This window comes from Streptomyces sp. NPDC025806, from assembly GCF_055558275.1.
The window spans coordinates 59,482-78,334 of record NZ_JBVHMU010000018.1; the positions used below are offsets into that span (position 1 = coordinate 59,482).

Here is an 18,853-nt window from a genome sequence, read left to right on the forward strand (position 1 = left end):
CACGCGTCAGGACGGTGCGGCCACGAACCCCTCGACCGTGCGGCGCAGCGCCCGGTCGAACACGGCCTCCATGTCGATCGGCCCGGAGTCCTCGGTGAAGGCGGCGGCGAGCCGGGGGTAGCGCCCGGAGGCCACCTGCGTGCCGAGGTAGCCGATCCGCACGGCCTGCTCCTGCTCGGCGCTCCAGGGCAGGGACCGGGTGCGTTCCGCGGTGGCGATCTCGTTGGCCACGTAGGTCGTGACGACGCCGTTGAGGGACGCGATCAGCTCCATCTTGGTGCCGTAGGGCAGCTCCAGCGGGTCGAGGCAGCGCAGGCTGTACTCCAGGTACGTCAGCGCGTTCGGACTGAAGCCGTAGACCGGTGACATCAGCCGGGGCAGCCAGGGGTGGCGGAGCATCATCGCGCGCATCTGGTGGGCGAGTCCGAGGACGTCGGCCCGCCAGTCCCCGCTGGGCTCGGGATAGTCGTACTCCGCGCTGACGGCGTCGACCATCAGCTCGTACAGGTCCTCCTTGCGGGGGACGTAGTTGTAGAGCGACATCGTGCCCATGCCGAGGGCGGCGGCGACGTGCCGCATGGACACCTGGTCGATGCCCTCGGCGTCGGCGACCCGCACGGCCGCCGCCGCGATGTCGGCCCTGCTGTGCGCGGGCCGCGGGCCACGCCCGGCACGCTCGGGGCGCGCCCAGATCACTTCGGGTTCGGCCGCTCGGCCCGCCATCGATCATCACCTCTCGAACCTTCTCGCACCATCGTAGTTACGTACGGCGTACGTAGTGCGCTACGGTGGGGGCATGACTTCTACGTACGCTGTACTTAGTGAAGGTCTGGAGAAGCGCTTCGGCTCCGGCGCGAAGGCCGTCCACGCCGTACGGGGCCTCGACCTGGCGGTGCGCGAAGGCTCCGTCTGCGGTCTGCTCGGTCCGAACGGGGCGGGCAAGACGACGGCGGTCCGGCTGTTGACGACGCTGCTGCGACCGGACGCGGGCTCCGCGCGTGTCGCGGGGTACGACATCGCGACCGAGGCACAGGCGGTGCGCCGCAGCATCGGCGTGACGGGCCAGTACGCCTCGGTCGACGGCGACCTGTCCGGCCGGGAGAACCTGCGGCTGTTCGCCAGGCTGCTGCGCACGCCCCGCTCCCGCGCCGACGAGCTGCTCGACCGGTTCGACCTGGCGGACGCCGCGGACCGGCCGGCCCGCACGTACTCGGGCGGCATGCGGCGCCGCCTCGACCTCGCGGCGAGCCTGCTCACCCGGCCCGCCGTGCTGTTCCTGGACGAGCCGACGACGGGCCTCGACCCGCACAGCCGGAACGGGATCTGGGAGGCGGTGCGCGAGCTGGCCGCCGCCGGCACGACCGTCCTGCTGACCACCCAGTACCTGGAGGAGGCCGATCTGCTCGCGGACGAGATCGTCCTGATCGACGAGGGTCGCGCCGCCCACACCGGCACGCCCGCCGAGCTGAAGGCCCGGATCGGGTCCTACGCGGAGGTCGTCCTCGCGGAGGACGCCGGCGCGCAGGCCCTGCACGCGGCGGCGGTCGTCCTGGACCAGCTGACGGGATCGCGGCCCGAGCTGGACGCGGAGCGGCGCACCGCCGGCGCGCTCGTCCTGGACCCGGCCGTGACCCTGCCCCGCGTGGTGCGCGAGCTGGACGCGGCCGGGGTCCCGCTGGTCGACGCGAGTCTGCGCCCGCCCACCCTCGACGAAGTGTTCCTGCGGCTGACGGCCGCCCGACCGACCCTGACGGAGGCCGCGGCATGAGCGCGATCCTGTACGACGGCACGGCGGTGCTGGGCCGCCATCTCCAGCGGATCCGGCGGGCGCCGGCCCTGCTGATCCTGACCCAGACGATGCCGATCACCCTGCTGCTGTTCTTCGGGTACGTGTTCGGCAGCGCCATGGCGATGCCGGGCGCGGACTACCGGGCCTTCCTGGTGCCGGGGATGCTCGTGGCGACGGCGGCCAACGGGATCATGACCGGCATGTTCGCGGCCGCGCAGGACGCGCACCGGGGCGTCATGGACCGCTTCCGCACCCTGCCGATGAGCCGGGCCGCCGTACCGCTCGGGCAGGCCGTGGCGGATCTGCTGACGACGGCGGCGGGCCTGGTGCCGATGGTGCTCGTGGGGTTCGCGATGGGCTGGCGGATCGAGGCCGGGCTGCCGTCCGCGCTCGGCGCGTTCGGACTGCTTCTGCTGTTCCGGTTCGCCACGACGTGGCTGGGGATCCTGCTCGGTCTCGCCTCCAAGAGCGAGGAGGCGGCAGGGCAGTTGGGCAGCGCCACGTTCATGCTGCCGATGCTGTCGAACGCGTACCTGCCGACCGCCGGGATGCCCGGCTGGCTGCGCACGGTCGCGGAGTGGAACCCGGTCAGCGCGGTGTGCACGGCGCTGCGCGACCTGTTCGGGAACGCACCGGTGCCGCACGGGGCGAGCTGGCCGGTGGCCCACCCGGTGGTTGGAACGCTCATGTGGTGCGGGGTGCTGCTCGTGGTGTGCGTGCCGCTCGCGGTCCGGCGCTACACACGGGGCTGACAGGCTCTCAGGCCTGGAAGAGAGACCGAAAGAAGGACCGGGCGAAGGACCCGGAAAAAGACAGGGCCCGCAACCGACTCCCCCGCCGGGGCGCCCGCCGCATGCCGTGGGGATGACGGTCGCGGAGATGCGCAGCGGTACGCCGTACGGCGCGGAGGTCGGATGCGGGCCCGAGCCCTGCGGCAGCCGGTCAGTGGCCGCCGAACAGCGAGCGGCTCAGCCGTCGCAGCGGTGCGAAGAGCGAGACCCGCCGCATCCGTGCAACCCTGCCGCTGCGCTCGTGCGCTCGGTCACGCGCGGTCAGTTCACGCATCAGCAAGGTCGCCTCGACCGTCTCGCGCTGCGGGACGGCGGGGCCGCCGAGCACCGAGAGATGGCGGTCGAGACGCGAACTGGTCGCGCTGCTCCCGCAGGTGATCGCAGGCACTCGAGGCCTGCTGCGCACTGTTATCTGTTCCATGTCACTCCCCACCCGTACGAGGGCACCCGGCCCGGGCAGGTTAACCCTATCGCCCCAGCGGGACACTCGTGTATCCCGCCGGAGGGATTCACCTCCCTCGTACGGAGGTTGACGCCTCGTCGGCGACTACGCTCCGAATCCGACTTAATCCAGGGCGAGTTGGACAAGCTGGGCACTCGACGGTCGATTCCGGTCCGCTTTCGAACCCCTTCGTCACAGGGAGTGAAGGAGTGGTCGCGGTCAAGTCGGAGGGCCGACCGGCGTGTCGGGGTCCGGCGACGGGCCGATGCCGGAGGTCCGGAAGGGACCCCGGGCGCAACGTGGGCCATCTCACTCCGGCCGCTTCCGAGGGTGCCGCGATCAGGTCAGGTTGAGCTACTTTTGTTCAGACTTGTCTCGCCGGGGATGGGGGCGCCCGTGAGCTCGGAGCCGGGCAGGGACAGAACGCGGACGATCGCGGGCCGGTACCGGCTGATCGATCCGATCGGCGAGGGCGGCATGGGCACCGTCTGGCGCGCCCGGGACGAGGTGCTCGGGCGCGAGGTCGCCGTGAAGGAGGTCCAGCCCCCGGCCGGGCTGCCGGGGGCCGAGCTGGACCGGATGTACGCGCGGCTGGAGCGGGAGGCCTGGGCCGCCGCCCGCGTCTCGCACCGCAACGTGATCACGCTGTACGACGTGGCGACCGACGACGGCCGGCCCTGGATCGTGATGGAGCTGGTGCGCGGCGTCTCGCTCGCCGACCAGCTGGACGCGGAGGGCCCGATGCCGCCGCAGCGCGCGGCGCACATCGGCGCGGAGGTCCTGTCGGCGCTGCGGGCCGCGCACGAGGCCGGGGTGCTGCACCGGGACGTCAAGCCGGGGAACGTGCTGCTGGCGAACGACGGCCGGGTCGTGCTGACCGACTTCGGCATTGCGCGGGTCGAGGGGACACAGGCGCTGACGATGACCGGCGAGGTCGTCGGCTCGCCCGAGTTCCTCGCGCCGGAGCGGGCGCTGGGCCGCACGCCGGGTCCCGAGTCCGATCTGTGGTCGCTCGGCGTGCTGCTGTACGCGGCCGTCGAGGGGCATTCGCCGTTCCGTCAGGACACCCCGCTGAGCACGCTGCGGGCCGTCGTGGACGAGGAACTGCCGCCGCCGCACCGGGCGGGCCCGCTCACCCCGGTCCTGGAGGGCCTGCTGCGCAAGGAGCCGGCCGAGCGGACCGGCGCGGCGCAGGCCGAGCACGACCTGCGGATCGTCGGGGCGGGCGGCACGCTGAGCTCGGGCCCCGCGCACTCCGCTCCCACGGCGTCCGCCACGCGCCTCGGCACGCACCGGGATCCGCCCGGCCCGCCGACCCCGCCGACCGGCACCGCCCCCATGGCCTCGGCGACGACTCCGCCCACCGGCTCCTTCGGCCCCTCGCGCACCCGTCGCGCCTCGCTCGCCCTCACGGCGGGCCTCGTGGTGCTGCTGGTCGCGGTGGGCACCCTCACGTACGCGCTGATGAACCGCGGCGACGGGGGCGGCTCGGGAGGGGCGTCCGGCGGCGGGAGTTCGGCTTCGGGCGTGCGGGGCGACGACGCCACGGCCGGCGAGAAGAGCCCTACGAGCAGCGTCAGTCGCAGCAGCGCGGCGGGAGGCGGTGGTTCGGCCGGCGGCGGGGCCACGACGCGTCCGGCGCAGTCCGTGCGGGTCAGCGTGCACGCGGTGCGCGGGAGTTACTCGGGTCCGTGCCCGCCGCCCGCGGCGGAGGCGCCCGCGGCGGAGGCGCCCGCGGCGGAGGCGCCCGCGTTCTCGGCGACGATCACGGTGGGGCGGACGCCGGCCGAGGTGCGCTTCCGCTGGGTCACGCGGGACGGGGAGCCCTCGGAGCCCGGCTGGCAGACTCTCAGCTTCCCGGCGGGCAGCTCCCTGAGTCGCACCGTGGAGACGACGGAGACCGCCTACGAGGAGGGCGGGACGCTGCACAACGAGATCTCGGTGCGGGTCGACCGGCCGGTCGCGGCGACCTCGAACGCTGTGGCGTACTCCGTGACGTGCGACGTGGTGACCCCCACGTCGAGCGGGGCCACCACGGCTTCACCTACGTACTGACGCGCTGTCGTGCACTAGGGGCCACCGGATTCCCGGAGCTCAGGCCTTGGACGCGAAGACGGGCAGGTAGCCGCTCGACTGCCCGGTGGCGGTCGGGTGGTAGGACTCGCCGATGTTGGTCCAGTTCACGCTGTGCAGCCAGGACGAGCCGGAGCAGATCTCGTGGCCGGTGAACGTGGTCCGTACGTCGCCGAAGGTGAGGCCCGCGGCGGAGACGCGGCCGGCGATCGTGGTGTCGAGCAGGTCGGCGGCGCCGTTGATGGCCGACCGCTCCGTCTCGGAGAGGCCCGCGATGCAGGAGCCGCCGAGCTGGTAGAAGCGGGGGTAGCCCAGGACCACGACGCGGGCCGAGGGAGCCTTGGCCTTGATCGCCGCGTACACCGCGTCGAGCTTGGCGGGCAGGGTCGAGGTCACGTACGCACGCGCCTGGTTGACGCGGTCGACGCAGGTGGACTCGGAGTAGAGCACACAGGTCGTCATGACGTCGGCGAAGCCGGCGTCGTTGCCTCCGATGCTGATGGAGACGAGGCCGGTGCTCGAACTGAGCGGACCCAGCTGGTTGTTCAGCACGTCGCCCGTGACCGCGCCGGAGCAGGCCACGAAGTTGAAGCTGGCGGGTGCGTGCGACGCCGCCCACAGGGCCGGGTAGGCCTTGGTGGAGCGCTTGCACGAACCGCTGGCACTGTCGTAACTGCCGGCGCCCACCCCCGAGGAGTAGGAGTCGCCGAGCGCCACGTAACCGGTGCCCGCGGCCTGTGCGGTGGCCGCCCCGGTGAGGACGGCGGTCGCGGCGAAGAGGAGCGATGTAACGTAAGCCGCAATACGGGTACGTCTCATGAAAACCTCCCTGAGCAGGATCTCTGCGACAACTGTCGTACCACGCCACTTAGTTACCGGGAAGTACTGACGCGAACATTCACCCCGAGTTACGGCAGGTTCATGTCAGGTGTGCGCCCGTAACCTCAATACCCTCCGCACCACCGCGCTACGCCCGTAGACCCTTGCGATTACTGGCCATCCGTCAGAACTGATTCAGCCTCAGACATGCCTCCCCCAGGCTCTTTTCGACGCACGAGCCCCCGCCCGGACGGTCCCGGACGGGGGCTCACCTGCACAGCGGTCGCGGTGGTCAGTCGGACAGGTCCAGGCGGTGCACACCGCCCAGGGTGGTGCCGGCGTACAGGTCCTCGCCGTCGGTCGCGAGCTGGGTGACGTCGAGGTTCTGCAACCCGGTGGAGACGTTGTGCCAGGTGCGCCCGCCGTCCGTGGACCGCAGCACGCCCCGGCCGCCGCGCGGCAGCGCCGTCTCCCAGAAGGCGCCGGATCCCGCGTACAGGGTGTCGCCGATCTGCTCGAAGTCCGTGATCCGGACGGGCAGTCCGCCGGTGTCGCCGGTGCGGAAGGTGCTGCCGCCGTCGGTCGACGTGCGGATGCCGTCACCGCCGAGCAGCAGGCGCGGACCCGCGAACCGGATCGCGGTGACCTGGCCGTCGGCCCGCTTCGTCATCCGCTCGCCCCGGTCGTCGGAGCGGTAGAGGCCGTCGGGGGCGCCCAGCCACAGGATGTCCGGATCGGACGGGTCACCGGCCAGCGCCGTGAGGTGGGTGTCCTGGCGCAGGTTCTTCCAGTGCTCGCCGCCGTCCGCGGTGGCGTAGAGGCCCTGGCTGCGGATGTTGCCGTAGGCCACGTACACCTGGTCGGGGTCGGCCGGGTGCACTTCGAGGGCGAAGACGGTGCCCTCGCCGTGGCCCTTCTCCTCCCAGGAGCGGCCTCCGTCGGTGCTGCGCTCGACGGCGAAGTCGCCCCACGGGCCCTTGCGGACCCGCCACACGACGTTGTCGTCCTGCGCGGACACCTTGAGCAGGGCGGTCTCGTTGCCGAGCGTGCCCTCACCGCCGGTGGTGCCCCAGTCGGGGTCGCGCGCCGGCAGCGCGGTGCGGTGGGTGCCCACCGGGCCCGCCGCGAGCAGCGTCTTTCCGCTCACCTCCAGGCCGTTGACGGTGCCGCCCTGGACGCCGAGACGCTCGTAGTGCGCGCCGTCGTCGCGGGTGCGGTAGAGGCCCGCGCCGGACGCGGAGACGGTCAGGGAGCCGTCGGCCCAGCGGTCGAAGTCGAGGGCCACGAAGTCGCCGGGGGCCTTGATCAGGGACCAGTCGCGGCCGAGGTCCCGGCCGACCTGGATGCCGTCCCGGGTGGCGACGTAGAGGTCGCCGCCGGTGATCGTGAGGCCGGAGACGCCGAGCCAGGTGTCGAGCAGTGTCGACCAGGTCGTGCCGCCGTCGCGGGAGCCGACGACGCCGGTGCCGTTCTCGTACCCCCCGACGAAGTCGCCCTGGGCGACGACGCGGGTGACGGTCCGGCCGCCCTTCGGCTCGTACACCTTGCGCGGTGTGCCGAGGGTGCCCGAGGCGAGGCCGTCGCGCTTCCAGACGGCGTGGCCGGTGGCGTAGTAGAGGCTGTCGCCGGCGGCCTTCACGTCGTAGACGTCGCCGGGGACGTCGAGCGGCGCCGTGGTCCAGTGCGTGCCGCCGTCGCGGCTGAGCAGGAGGCCCGCGCCGGTCCACGCGATCAGGGTGCCGGTCCGGTCGTCGGAGAGGAGGCCGGAGACCGGGTCGCCGGGGGTGTCCAGGCGTTGCCAGGTGCGGCCGGCGTCCTCGGTGCGCAGGATCTGCCCGGTCTGCGGGAAGTGGGAGGCGCTGTTGACGGCGTACCACCAGCGGTTCTCGTCCTCGGGGTCGATGACGAGGTGGCCGTCGCCGGCGACGTCCGTGACGGGGAGCCGGGCGGTCTGGCGCCAGGTCCTGCCGTTGTCGTCGGTGGCCCACAGGCCCGGGCTGTCGGCGCGGTCGAGCACCGCGTGCCCGGGGGCGCCGGGCGCGAGCGTGAGGTCACCGGCCTCGCCGGACGGACCGACCGGCTGCCACCGGTCGCCGCGCGAGGACTTCGGGGTGACCTCGAAGCCGTCGCTGTTGCTGGTGAGCGTCTTGCCGTCGGCGGTCTCGGCGCGGGCCGAGATCCGGTACGCGCCCTCGTCCTCGACGGAGAGCTGGACCTCGTACACGTTGCCGCCCCGGTGCTTCGTCCCGGCGGTGAAGGGCGGGCCGTGCGGGGGCCGCACGGTGACGGTCGGGGCGCCCTTGAGGTCGACGGGGGCGAACACGGCGACGCCGGACTTCCCGTCGCTGGGGTCGGGTCCGGCCTGCGCGAAGAGGGTGCGTACGGAGAGGAGGTAGGGCACGTGGAGCGTGGGGGCGCCCTCGGGGGCCAGGGTGACCCGGCCGCTGATCTCGGTGTCGGCGGCGGGCCGTTCGGCGCGCAGGGTGACGGTCGCGCGGGCGCTGCCGCCCGCCGGGACGGTCAGGGTGCCCGGGCTGACGCGGGCGTCTCCGCTCGCGGTGAGGCGCACGGTGCGGGCCTTGTCGCCGTCGTTGTGCACGGTCAGGGCGCGGCTGCCGCCGATGTACCGGTCCTTCAGGTCGGCGAGGCCGTACGAGAGGGTCGCGGGGGTCGTGGTGATCCCGGCGTCGGCCGCGTCCGCGGCGGCGGCCACGTCGAGGCGTCCGGCGCCGACGGTCGCCGTGTCGAAGTCCGGCAGTTCCTTGCTGGAGCCGGTGAGTTCGGAGGTGACGCGCGCCGGGCTGTGGTCGGGGTGCAGCTGGCGCAGCAGGGCGGCGGCGCCCGCGACGTGCGGGGCGGCCATCGACGTGCCGGACATGCGGTACTGGCCCGGCGCGTACAGGGACTTCGGCACGGTGGAGCGGATGTCGTAGCCGGGGGCGACGAGGTCGGGCTTGAGGTCCCAGCCGGCGTCGGGGCCGCGGGAGGAGAAGCCGGCCATGCGGTCGGTGGCGTCCTCGCCGGTGACGGTGATCTCGACCTTGCCGTCCGCGAGGCGGCGGCCGAGTTCGTCGTACTGGGTGTCGTCGACGCCCATCACGATGACGTGGTCCATGCGCAGGGAGTCGCCCGAGGCGTCGATCGCGTTGCGCGGGGCGGCCTCGACGAAGCCGCGGCGCTCCCCCGCCAGGACGGGGCCGCTGTTCGTGGTCCCGCCGAGGATCGCGACGGCGCCGCGCTTCTCGGCCTCGCGGGCCAGGTCCAGCTCCTGGATCGACACGTCGCCGACGTCGGAGGAGATCGGGTACTGGACGCGTACCGCCTTGCCCTCGACGTCACCGGCGGCGTCCCACTCCTCGGGGGATCCGTAGCCGACGTCGGCGAGTTCGAGGGTGACGGGCTGCGCCGGCGGGTTCGCGGAGACGTAGCCACGGAAGGTCTGGATCTTGCCGCCGTCCTTGTAGGCGGCGCCCGGGATCCGCAGTCCGCTGACGGAGGCGCCGACCGCGAGGACGCCGTCGGCGGCGGCCGGGGAGCCGACGGTGTTGTGGCCCGGGCCCTCGTTGCCTGCCGAGGCGACCACCACGACGCCGGCCTGCGTGGCGGCCGTGGCGGCGAGGCCGATCGGGTCGCTGCCGTCGCCGGGGCCGCCGATGCTCAGGTTGACGACGTCGGCGCGGTGCGGGTTCGCCGGATCGACGGCCGCCTCCAGGCCCGCCACGATGTCGGAGGTCTCGCCGTAGCCGTCGGCGCCCATGACCTTGTACGCCATGAGCGAGGCGCCCGGGGCGACCCCGGTGACACCGCCGGGTTCCGCCGCCTCGCCGGCGATGATGCCCGCGACGTGGGTGCCGTGGCCGTTGTCGTCCATCGGGTCGGCGTCGTCGTCGGCGAAGTCGTACCCGCCGACGACCTTGTGGCCGGCGCCGAACCCGCCGCCGAGGTCGGGGTGGGTGTAGTCGATGCCGCTGTCGAGCACGGCGACGGTCACGCCGTCGCCGCGGACCTTCGTGCCGTTCGGGTCCTCGCGCTTCCACACCTGGGGCGCGCCGATGGTGGGCACGCTGTCGTCGGTCTGGATCCGGAGCTTCTTGTCCTCGACGACGCCGGTGACGCCGGGTTGCCGCCTCAGGTCCGCCACCTGGGAGGACTTGACGGTGACGGCGACGGCGTCGAGCAGCAGGTTCAGCCGGCGCGGCGCGCGGACCTCGATGCCCGCCGCGTCCAGCGCGTCGAGGAACCTGCCCTGTGCGGCCTTGAGTTGCTTGCGCTCGCCGAGCACGTCCGCCTTCTCGGCGCGGTCGAGCCTGCCCTTTCCGGCCACGGGCGCGGCCCCGTCGAGGGTGACGATCACCCGCCGGTCCGGGTCCTTTCCGGGCGCGGCGGTCGCGGCCGGTCCGGCGAGCAGACCGCCGAGCACGGTGGCGGCGACCAGGGAGGTCACCGTGCGGCCGGTGGCGGGCCGGGCGGATCTTCGGCCGGCCGGGGGCGAAGTCCTGCTCCGCGTGGCTGATATCGGGTCCATGCCCTCAGGTCCTACGTCCGCGCCGGTGGCCGGGACAACGATTCGGCCTGGCCCATTGCGGCCCCTGGCACATACGGGCCACGATCCCCGCATGCCCCACGAGTCGCCCGACACCCTCCGCAGGCAGCTGACCGCGGCCGGTGTCGACCCCTTCGACGAGCGCGTCTACCGCGAGATCCTGGTCCGCCACACCGCGGCGCCGGCCGAACTCGCCGGTCCCCTCGACTGTTCCACGGACCGTGCGGCCCGCGCCCTGGACCGGCTGCGTGAACTCGGCCTGGTGGGGCGGCTCTCGGGTCAGCGCCGCCGGTACGCGGCGATCGAGCCCGGCGCGGCGATCGAGGCGCTGGTGCGCGCCCGCACCGCCGAACTCGCCACCGTGCGGGACGCGGCGGGCGAACTGTCCCGGCTCTTCGACGCGGCCCAGGCGGGCGGCACGGAGGAGGTCGAGGTCGTCGTGGGCAGCGAGGCACTGGGCCGCTGGTTCGTGCGGCTCCAGCAGGAGGCCCGCGAGGAGGTCATCACGCTCGACCGGCCGCCGTACGCCCTGACGACCTCCAATCCGGTGGAGGCGACGGCCCTCACCCGCGGCGTCGGGTACCGCGCGGTCTACGCGCCCGAGGCGCTGGAGTGGCCCGGCGTGCTCGGCGACATCCGCGAACTGGTGGCGCGCGGCGAGGAGGCCCGCGTCCTGCCGGGCCTGCGCGTGAAGCTGGCGATAGCGGACCGGCGGCTCGCGCTGCTGCCGCTGTCCCTGGACTTCGCCGGGGAGGTGCGGGCGGCGGTGCTGCGCCCGTCGGCACTCCTGGACGGCCTGGTCGACTACTGGGAGATGTGCTGGCGTGCGGCGACCCCGCTGGGCGCGCCGGCCGACGATCCGCTGACGGAGGACGACCGCCGCATGCTGACGCTGCTCGTCGCGGGCCTCAAGGACGAGGCGATCGCCCGGCAGCTCGGCTGGTCGGTGCGCACGATGCGGCGCCGGATCAGCGCCCTCAACGAGAAGCTGGGGGCGGCCAATCGCTTCCAGGCCGGGGTGATCGCGGTCCGGCGCGGCTGGATCTGACCCGTGACACCCCGTCAAGCCGTACGGGGACGCGCTGCGGAAATCCCGTGCGGGCGGCGCATTCGTGCCGGATCATGGCGGCATGTCTGAGAACCCGTTCGACGCGCTGCCGGTCCGGCTGGGGGTCGACGACAGCGACTCGCCCGCCGATGTCGTCGACGCGCTGTTCCTCGGCCGCTTCGCCAAGGGCGAGCAGCCGCACTCGCACGCGGTGAACATCGACCGGGTCCGCTCCGCTGCCACACTGCTGCCGCCCGGCGCCCGGGTGCTGCGCTCGGCGCGCGACGACGACCGCAGCGCCACGCTCGCCGAGGGCGACGGCTGGACGCTGCTGGTCTCGCGGTGGAACAGGGGCGCGGACGTCACGGTGACGGCGACGACGGCGGAGCTCGCCGAGACGGTGCTGAAACAGGCCACGGACGGGGCGGCCGACGAGCCCGAACCCCAGCCGGAGAACGTGACGATGGGCTTCTGGTACGTGTCGCCCCGGCGCGGCCCGCACCGCACCACGCGGCAGATCTCGGCCGGTACGTGGGACGAGGTGCGGCCCAACTACACGGCGCCGGTCGCGGAGGCGATGGACCGGCTGATGACGACGCGGCCCGAGGACATCGCGGGCCGGCTGCTCCTGCTGCACGGGCCGCCCGGCACCGGCAAGACGTCGGCGCTGCGCACGCTCGCGCGCTCCTGGCGGGACTGGTGCCAGGTGGACTGCGTCCTGGACCCCGAGCGCCTCTTCACCGACGTCGGCTACCTGATGGACATCGCGATCGGCGAGGAGGACGGCACGGCGAAGGGCCGCTGGCGGCTGCTGCTCCTGGAGGACTGCGACGAGCTGATCCGCGGGGAGGCCAAGCACACGGCGGGGCAGGCGTTGTCGCGGCTGCTCAACCTGACGGACGGGCTGCTCGGCCAGGGCCGCAACGTCCTCGTCGGCGTCACCACCAACGAGGACCTGGAGCGGTTGCACCCGGCTGTCGTCCGGCCCGGGCGGTGCCTCGCCCGCATCGAGGTCGGGCCCCTCACGCGGTCGGAGTCCGTGGGCTGGCTGGGCACCGACGAGGGCGTCGGCCACGGGGGCGCGACGCTGGCCGAGCTGTACGCCTTGCGCCGCGGGGTGTCTCCGACATCGGTACCGGACCCTCGTGGCTCCGCCGACGCGGGTTTGTATCTGTAACCCGAGCCGAAGTCCCGGTTGGTCGGCTGACGGCCGGTGGGGGCTGGTCGCGCAGTTCCCCGCGCCCCTGAGATGCACACCCTTCGGGTGGCATCTCCTCGATCAAGGCGCCGGGCGCCTGTGGTCGGGGGAAGGCGCGGCGAAGCCGCATGCCTTCCAGGGGCGCGGGGAACTGCGCGACCAGCCACGACGCACCCGCAGCCGCGATCGAACCGGTCAACCCCTATTCGTAGGCGGCCCGCAGTGCATCACGGGCTGCCGAAAGCGCCGCCTCATGCGACAACCCGAGCCGATGAACCCGCTCGGCGAAGCCACTCGCCGCGATCGCCGCCTCCCGAGAAGCCGCGTCCCGAGCGGCAGCGACAAACGTTCCGTTGCGCCCCCGCGTCTCGATCACCCCGTCCGCCTCCAGCGCCCGGTACGCCTTGGCCACGGTGTTCGCGGCGAGCCCGAGCTGCTCGGCGAGCCCGCGCACGGTGGGGAGTTTGTGGCCCACGGGCAGGGCCCCGGAACGGGCCTGTTCGGAGATCTGGGCGCGCACCTGCTCGTAGGGCGCGGCGCTGTCGGCGGTGTCTTGGACACGGATCTTCAAGGTCACCGGCCGATTGTCCCGCAGGCCCGGAAAATGGGAGGCACCCGCGTACGGACGGCGCGTAGCGTGCGCGTTCATGACCGTGATCGTCCGTGCCACCAGCCCTGACCGTCCGTCGGACACGGAGGGCTTCGCCCGGGTCCGCCGCGCCTGCGTGCCGGCGATGCTGGCGACGCCCGCCTCTGTCGCGTTCGACGCCGCGCGGGCGCATCCCGACGCCCACTACCGCCAGCTCGTCGCGGTGGCGGACGACGGCGAGGTGATCGGCACGGCCCAGGTCGGCATCGCGGACGACAGCCCGGTGCCGGGCCAGGGCTTCGCCAACGTGTACGTGCATCCGGAGCGGCGCGGGCGCGGCGCGGGCACCCTGCTGCTGCGCACCGCCGAGGAGCATCTGGCCCGGCACGGTGCACAGAGGGTGTTCTGCTGGGCACTGGACGGCGCGGAGAACCTGGCGTGGGCCGCGGCCCGGGGCTACCGGCGCAGCCGCAGCGCCCATTTCCTGCGCCTGGACCTCACACCGAACGCGCTGCCGCCGTTGCGGACGCCGCCGCCGGGTGTGGAGTTGCGGACGGCGGCGGACTTCGCGGACGATCCGCGCCCGGTGTTCGAGCTGGACGCGGCGACGGTCGCGGACGAGCCGGGCGACATCTCCGCGGAGATGGAGTACGGACAGTGGCTGCGCGACACCTGGGAGCATCCGCTGGTGAACCACGCGCTGACGACGATCGCGCTGGTGGACGGCCGTCCGGCCGCGTTCTCGGCGGCCCGTACGGACGGCGAGGGCCGCTACTCGACGGGGATGACGGGGACACTGCGCGCGTTCCGGGGCCGGGGCCTGGCCAAGCTCGCCAAGAACGACTCGCTGCACCGGGCCCGCGCGGCGGGGATCACGGTGGCGTACACGGGCAACGACGCGGAGAACGGTCCGATGCTCGCGATCAACCAATGGTTCGGTTACGTGGTGGACACGACGGAGGTACGGCATGTCCGGGAGCTCGGCGCCTGAGGCGGTGCGGGTCCGGCTGGTGAAGGGCGGGCGCGAGAAGATCTCGTACCCTGCGCAGCTGCTCGGGGACGACGGGACGCGGGTCGTGGTGCGGGCCGCGTGGGCGGGGTCCGGGGTGCGGGACTTCGGGTTCGTGCGGTTCGAGCCCGGTGACGTGTTCACCGAGCACTACTGGCGGGACCGTTGGTTCTCCGTGAAGGAGGTGCGGGCGGGTGACGGGGTGCTGAAGGGCTGGTACTGCGATGTCACCCGGCCGGTGGTCCGGGACGCGCAGGGGCTCGTCTCGGAGGATCTCGACCTGGATCTGTGGGTCTCGGGGGACGGGTCGGAGGTGATCCGGCTGGACGAGGACGAGTTCGCGGCGAGTGGCCTGCGCGAGCGGGACCCGGGTGCGGCGGGGGCCGCGGTGCGGGCCCTGGACGAGCTGGAGGTTCTGGCCCGCGGGGGCGGTCTGGCGGGGCTGTTGAGAGGCGTCTGACCGTGTGGGCCTCTGTTTCGTAGGCCTCTGCGGGCCGGTGGGGCTTCTCGCGCAGTTCCCCGCGCCCCTGGAAGGCATGCGCTGCGCGCAGCCTTCAGGGGCGACCGGCCCCACCAGGGCCGCAGGCGAACGCATTCACGACTCGGGGTACGTGACAACCGCCACTGACATTTGCGCTTCGATGCGTCACCCTCCGGGAACAGGACTACAACGGCACCACGTTGGAACCCGTGTAGGTACAGGAGGCCCGAGATGCGCCGAGTGACCATGCACAAGCCGGCCCGCACGAGCGGCATCACGCGCCGGCTGCAGGAAGAGGCCGCCGAGCCCCGGCGCGAGCGACCCGAAGTGCGCAAGGACGTGCGCAGGACGTGGTGGCCGGACGAGTAGGGCGGCCGGTCAGATGACGTCCAGACGCCTGCGGTAGTGGATGCGGTCGTAGGGCCCGTCGACCCGGCGCTCCACGACCTCGTATCCGTACCGCGGATAGATCTTCTGGTTCTCCCACATCAGCGCGTTGGTGTAGAGCCGCACCTCGGGCAGCCCGAGGGCGCGCGCGTGGGCGTCGACGAAGTGGAGCAGGGCGCGGCCCACGCCGCGTCCGTGCGCGTCGGGGTGGACCGCGACGCTGTCGAGGAAGAGGTGGTCGGGGCGGGCCTCCACCACCACGAGGCCGACGACCTCCGGTTCCCCCGTGACGTACACGCGGCCCGCCGCCACGTTCGCGGCGTGGTCGGCCTCCATGGGCTGGGGGACGACGCCGATGCGGGCGATGTAGGGGTGGTAGGCGGCGTCGGTGACGGCGCGCACGGCCTCCACGTCGGCGTCGGTGGCCGGGCGGACCCGCGGGTTCTCGGTGTTCATGCGGCCATGTCTATGTCACTCCCGCGCCTTCGCGCCACCAGCATTCTGATCACAGTCTGAGCCGCGCCTTAAGTGCGCCATAAAGATCGTCGCGGGGAGCTCCCAGGGGCTTTCGGGGGCCGTTTCGCGGGCTAACTTCCTTGCCACCACCCCCCGTTCGCAGGAAGCAAGCCCGAGGAGCATCCATGTCCGCACGCCGTCGCAGGCTCGTCGCCGTCTCCGCCACCGCCGCCGTCCCGCTCGCCCTGTGGGCGGCGCCCGCCTCGGCGCACGGCACGCTGGGCGACCCGGTCAGCCGGGTCGCGGCCTGTTACGCCGAGGGCGCCGAGAACCCGACGTCCGCGGCGTGCAAGGCGGCGGTCGCGGCGGGCGGCACCCAGGCCCTGTACGACTGGAACGGCATCCGGGACGGCGACGCGGCGGGCCGGCACCAGGAGCGGATCCCGGACGGCAAGCTGTGTTCGGCGAACGCGGCGGAGTTCAAGGGGCTCGACCTGGCCCGCGACGACTGGCCCGCGACGAAGGTCTCGGCGGGTTCCTACACGTTCAAGTACAAGGTGACGGCCCCGCACAAGGGCACCTTCAAGCTGTACATGACGAAGCAGGGGTACGACGCGTCGAAGCCGCTGGCCTGGTCCGACCTGGACCTGGAGCACCCGGTGGCGACGAAGACGGACCCGGTGGCCGAGGGCGGCTACTACACCTTCTCCGGCACGCTGCCCGAGCGCACGGGCCGTCAGCTGGTCTACGGGATCTGGCAGCGCTCGGACAGCCCGGAGGCGTTCTACTCCTGCTCGGACGTGACGTACGGGGGCGGTGCGGCGGCCGGCGGTGCGGCGGCCCCGAAGACCTCGGAGCCCGCGGAGCCCTCGGCGCCTTCGGACGAGCAGATCGCGAAGGACGCCGACAAGTCGACGATCGACCACGGCGGCATGGACATGAGCGACGGCGCCGGGCACGAGGATCACCCGGGTGCCACGGAGTCCCCCGCCCCGGCGGCCGCTCCCGCCAATGCGCCGAAGACCGACGGGAGTTCCGAGGGCCTCGCCGAGACCGGTGGCGACTCGACCACCCCCTACCTCGCGATGGGCGGTGCGGCGGCGCTGGCGCTCGGTGCGGCGGGGCTGTTCGCCTCGGCGCGGCGCCGCGCGACGGCGGGCGGGCGCCACGGCCGCTGACCCGTACCCGCACGAAGCGGCCCGGTCGTCGTCCTTCTCCGGAGCGGGGAGGCGACGACCGGGCCGTTCGCGTGGGGGGTGGGTCAGTTGAAGCAGTCGGTCGGGGTGGCGTGGGCGGGGTCGAGGGCGTTGGCGACCTCGTGGTACGCGACGAGGTCGACGGTGCCGATCGTCACGTGCTCGGAGAGGTCGACGGGGCACAGGTCCTGGAGGAGCACGTTGTGCACGTCGGGGCCGTCGAGGAACTGGCTGCGGTACGGGGTCACGACCTCGTCGTACTTGGTCGCGATGACGGTGTAGTGGACGCCGGGCACGGTGTCGCCGCCCGCGTTGAGTTTGGTGACGAAGTCCGAGCCCGCGACCTGGTCGGCGAGGCCGGGGGTGGCGAGGGTGAGCAGGTCCTCGGCGCCGGGGAAGTAGGGCAGCAGCTTGGTGAGCCCGTCGAGCGTGGTGCCGTGGTTGTCGGGGGCGAGTCCGACGAGGGCGTTCACCTCGGCGGCGCCGCCGAGGAACTTCAGGTAGTAGCGCGGCATCATGCCGCCCTGCGAGTGGCCGACGAGGTCGACCTTCGCGGTGCCGGTGGCGCCGCGCACCTTGTCGACGAAGGCGTCGAGCTGTTCGGCGGACTTGGCGATCGGGCCGAGGCCGTTGAAGAGCGGGACGCCGGGCAGTTGTCCGTAGTCGAGGGAGAAGACGCAGTAGCCGCGCTTCACCAGGTACGGCGCGAGGACGAGCCAGTTGTCCACGGAGTTGCCGAAGGTGCCGTGGACGAGGACGACGGGGCGGGGGTGGGCGGCCGAGGGACGGCAGGACCAGTCGTTCCAGCCGCGGTCGGGCGCGGTGCTCGCGTGGGCGGCGCCGAGGGGGGTGACCGTGGCGGCGAGGAGTGCGGCGGTGACGGTCACGGCGCGCAGGGTCCGCCGCCATGCGGACCGTGGGGGCCGGGGGCTTCTGGGCAGCTTCATGGATCTCCTTGCGGCTCAAGGGAGTTGCAGGAGTGAGCTGTGCGGTTACCCAGACAAGTTACGCGCGGGTAGTGCAGACCTGAAGTTACGCGTCGGTAAAGGATTCCCGATGTCCTTGCGGATCACTCCGCCGACAGGGTGTCACCAGGTGGGCCGAATCGGGCCGTTCGGCGCGATGGCCAGCAATTGTCGTACCAGCGCGGCGGACTGCCGCTCCCCCAGGCGCTCCACCCAGGGCCGTACGGCGTCGGCGGCGGCTTCGTCGGCGGCGCGGGTGCAGGCGCGGCCTCGTTCGGTGAGCACGACGAGCCGGGCGCGCGCGTCTCTCGGGTGCGGGCGGCGCTCCACGTACCCCTTGCGCTCCAGCTCGTCGACGAGCTGACTGGCCGCCTGCTTGGTGACGCCGAGGTGCGCGGCGACATCGGTGACCGTGGCGTCCCCGGCGGAGATCCGTACGAACGCGAAGCCGTGCGCGGGCCGCACCCCCTCGAAACCCCTGGCCACGACGCCCTCATGGATGCGCTGGGTCAGCTCCCCGGCCGCGGCGAGCAGGGCGGTGGACAGGGCGAGGGCGTCGGAGTTCTGCACGGCCTCATTGAAACACCCTTGACTATTCGGTCAAGCTCCTTGACCATCCAGTCAAGGAGCTTGACCAATCTCCCCTCGGATCGGGGAGATCCGAGGGGAACCGACCGGAGGGACCAGACATGCCCGTAGTCCGCGCGTCAGAGGCCGTCGTCCACGAGATGCACGGCGTCCGCTTCGTCTCGCACGCCTCCACCGGCAGCGGCAGCAAGGAGCTGGCGGCCTGGCGGGGCGAGATCCCGGCCGGCACGAAGGCGACCCCGCACACCGTGACGCGGGAGGAGATCCTGCACGTCCTGTCGGGCTCGCTGCGCCTGACGCTCGACGGCACGGCGCACGCGCTGGCCGCGGGTGACACGGCGATCGTGAACGCGGGCTCGGAGCTCGCGCTGGAGAACCCGACGGACTCCCCCGCGTCGGTGTGGGTGACGACGTCGGTGGGCCTGGAGGCGACCCTGCGGGACGGGACGCGGATCACGCCGCCCTGGGCGGGCTGATCC

General features: G+C 72.9%; 18 protein-coding genes. 10 read left to right on the forward strand and 8 right to left on the reverse strand.

Features of this window, described 5'->3' with window-relative positions:
• Positions 1-6 precede the first annotated feature (6 nt).
• The gene (locus tag ACZ4E1_RS32255) at positions 7-723 is read right to left on the reverse strand and encodes a TetR/AcrR family transcriptional regulator (RefSeq protein WP_467546184.1); all 717 of its coding nucleotides are present in this window, start codon (positions 721-723) and stop codon (positions 7-9) included.
• Between the two features lie 73 nt (positions 724-796).
• Between ACZ4E1_RS32255 and ACZ4E1_RS32260 the strand changes: the two genes are divergently transcribed.
• Together ACZ4E1_RS32260 and ACZ4E1_RS32265 are read left to right on the forward strand one after the other, a co-directional pair.
• Positions 797-1,768 (forward strand): ATP-binding cassette domain-containing protein, encoded by a 972-nt coding sequence (locus tag ACZ4E1_RS32260; RefSeq protein WP_467546186.1) that lies wholly within the window; start codon positions 797-799, stop codon positions 1,766-1,768.
• Positions 1,765-2,541 (forward strand): ABC transporter permease, encoded by a 777-nt coding sequence (locus ACZ4E1_RS32265; RefSeq protein ID WP_467546188.1) that lies wholly within the window; start codon positions 1,765-1,767, stop codon positions 2,539-2,541. Before ACZ4E1_RS32260 ends, ACZ4E1_RS32265 begins: the two co-directional genes overlap by 4 nt.
• A 190-nt stretch (positions 2,542-2,731) precedes the next feature.
• Here ACZ4E1_RS32265 and ACZ4E1_RS32270 read toward each other — a convergent pair whose 3' ends face one another.
• Complete coding sequence (locus ACZ4E1_RS32270) at positions 2,732-3,001, reverse strand: hypothetical protein (protein ID WP_467546190.1); 270 nt, start codon at positions 2,999-3,001, stop codon at positions 2,732-2,734.
• 405 nt (positions 3,002-3,406) lie between these two features.
• On the opposite strand from ACZ4E1_RS32270, the gene ACZ4E1_RS32275 reads away from it, so the two are divergent.
• Complete coding sequence (locus tag ACZ4E1_RS32275; RefSeq protein WP_467546192.1) at positions 3,407-5,077, forward strand: serine/threonine-protein kinase; 1,671 nt, start codon at positions 3,407-3,409, stop codon at positions 5,075-5,077.
• Positions 5,078-5,116: 39 nt separating this feature from the next.
• Here ACZ4E1_RS32275 and ACZ4E1_RS32280 read toward each other — a convergent pair whose 3' ends face one another.
• Together ACZ4E1_RS32280 and ACZ4E1_RS32285 are read right to left on the reverse strand one after the other, a co-directional pair.
• Complete coding sequence (locus tag ACZ4E1_RS32280) at positions 5,117-5,914, reverse strand: SGNH/GDSL hydrolase family protein (RefSeq protein WP_467546194.1); 798 nt, start codon at positions 5,912-5,914, stop codon at positions 5,117-5,119.
• Between the two features lie 292 nt (positions 5,915-6,206).
• On the reverse strand, positions 6,207-10,439 hold the full coding sequence (locus ACZ4E1_RS32285) for a S8 family serine peptidase (RefSeq protein ID WP_467546196.1): 4,233 nt from the start codon (positions 10,437-10,439) through the stop codon (positions 6,207-6,209).
• Between the two features lie 91 nt (positions 10,440-10,530).
• On the opposite strand from ACZ4E1_RS32285, the gene ACZ4E1_RS32290 reads away from it, so the two are divergent.
• Together ACZ4E1_RS32290 and ACZ4E1_RS32295 are read left to right on the forward strand one after the other, a co-directional pair.
• Positions 10,531-11,505, forward strand: a complete 975-nt coding sequence (locus ACZ4E1_RS32290) for a LuxR C-terminal-related transcriptional regulator (protein WP_467546198.1) — start codon at positions 10,531-10,533, stop codon at positions 11,503-11,505.
• Positions 11,506-11,587: 82 nt separating this feature from the next.
• Positions 11,588-12,682 (forward strand): DUF5925 domain-containing protein, encoded by a 1,095-nt coding sequence (locus tag ACZ4E1_RS32295; RefSeq protein WP_467546200.1) that lies wholly within the window; start codon positions 11,588-11,590, stop codon positions 12,680-12,682.
• A gap of 223 nt (positions 12,683-12,905) precedes the next feature.
• Here ACZ4E1_RS32295 and ACZ4E1_RS32300 read toward each other — a convergent pair whose 3' ends face one another.
• A complete protein-coding gene (locus ACZ4E1_RS32300; protein ID WP_467546202.1) occupies positions 12,906-13,280 on the reverse strand; it encodes a GntR family transcriptional regulator in 375 nt (124 codons plus the stop codon).
• Positions 13,281-13,350: 70 nt separating this feature from the next.
• Here ACZ4E1_RS32300 and ACZ4E1_RS32305 point away from each other — a divergent pair, with 70 nt between their 5' ends.
• The 3 genes from ACZ4E1_RS32305 (at position 13,351) to ACZ4E1_RS32315 (ending at position 15,151) form a co-directional block, all read left to right on the forward strand.
• Entirely contained in the window at positions 13,351-14,283 is a 933-nt protein-coding gene (locus tag ACZ4E1_RS32305; protein ID WP_467546204.1) for a GNAT family N-acetyltransferase, read from the forward strand.
• Positions 14,261-14,761 carry a ribonuclease FAU-1 family protein gene (locus ACZ4E1_RS32310; RefSeq protein WP_467546205.1) on the forward strand — a complete coding sequence of 167 codons (501 nt, stop codon included), beginning with the start codon at positions 14,261-14,263 and terminating at the stop codon, positions 14,759-14,761. The genes ACZ4E1_RS32305 and ACZ4E1_RS32310 overlap by 23 nt, the downstream gene beginning before the upstream one ends.
• A gap of 252 nt (positions 14,762-15,013) precedes the next feature.
• The gene (locus tag ACZ4E1_RS32315) at positions 15,014-15,151 is read left to right on the forward strand and encodes a hypothetical protein (protein ID WP_399129977.1); all 138 of its coding nucleotides are present in this window, start codon (positions 15,014-15,016) and stop codon (positions 15,149-15,151) included.
• Between the two features lie 9 nt (positions 15,152-15,160).
• On the opposite strand, the gene ACZ4E1_RS32320 is transcribed toward ACZ4E1_RS32315, so the two are convergent.
• Positions 15,161-15,625 carry a GNAT family N-acetyltransferase gene (locus tag ACZ4E1_RS32320; protein WP_467546207.1) on the reverse strand — a complete coding sequence of 155 codons (465 nt, stop codon included), beginning with the start codon at positions 15,623-15,625 and terminating at the stop codon, positions 15,161-15,163.
• 185 nt (positions 15,626-15,810) lie between these two features.
• Between ACZ4E1_RS32320 and ACZ4E1_RS32325 the strand changes: the two genes are divergently transcribed.
• Positions 15,811-16,803, forward strand: a complete 993-nt coding sequence (locus ACZ4E1_RS32325; RefSeq protein ID WP_467546209.1) for a lytic polysaccharide monooxygenase auxiliary activity family 9 protein — start codon at positions 15,811-15,813, stop codon at positions 16,801-16,803.
• 83 nt (positions 16,804-16,886) lie between these two features.
• Here the strand turns inward: ACZ4E1_RS32325 and ACZ4E1_RS32330 are convergent, their stop codons facing one another.
• Both ACZ4E1_RS32330 and ACZ4E1_RS32335 read right to left on the reverse strand, forming a co-directional pair.
• Positions 16,887-17,768, reverse strand: coding sequence for an esterase/lipase family protein (locus ACZ4E1_RS32330; RefSeq protein WP_467546211.1), 882 nt, complete (start codon positions 17,766-17,768; stop codon positions 16,887-16,889).
• 141 nt (positions 17,769-17,909) lie between these two features.
• Positions 17,910-18,356, reverse strand: a complete 447-nt coding sequence (locus ACZ4E1_RS32335) for a MarR family winged helix-turn-helix transcriptional regulator (protein ID WP_467546213.1) — start codon at positions 18,354-18,356, stop codon at positions 17,910-17,912.
• 119 nt (positions 18,357-18,475) lie between these two features.
• Here ACZ4E1_RS32335 and ACZ4E1_RS32340 point away from each other — a divergent pair, with 119 nt between their 5' ends.
• Positions 18,476-18,850, forward strand: a complete 375-nt coding sequence (locus tag ACZ4E1_RS32340; protein WP_467546215.1) for a cupin domain-containing protein — start codon at positions 18,476-18,478, stop codon at positions 18,848-18,850.
• Positions 18,851-18,853 lie beyond the last annotated feature (3 nt).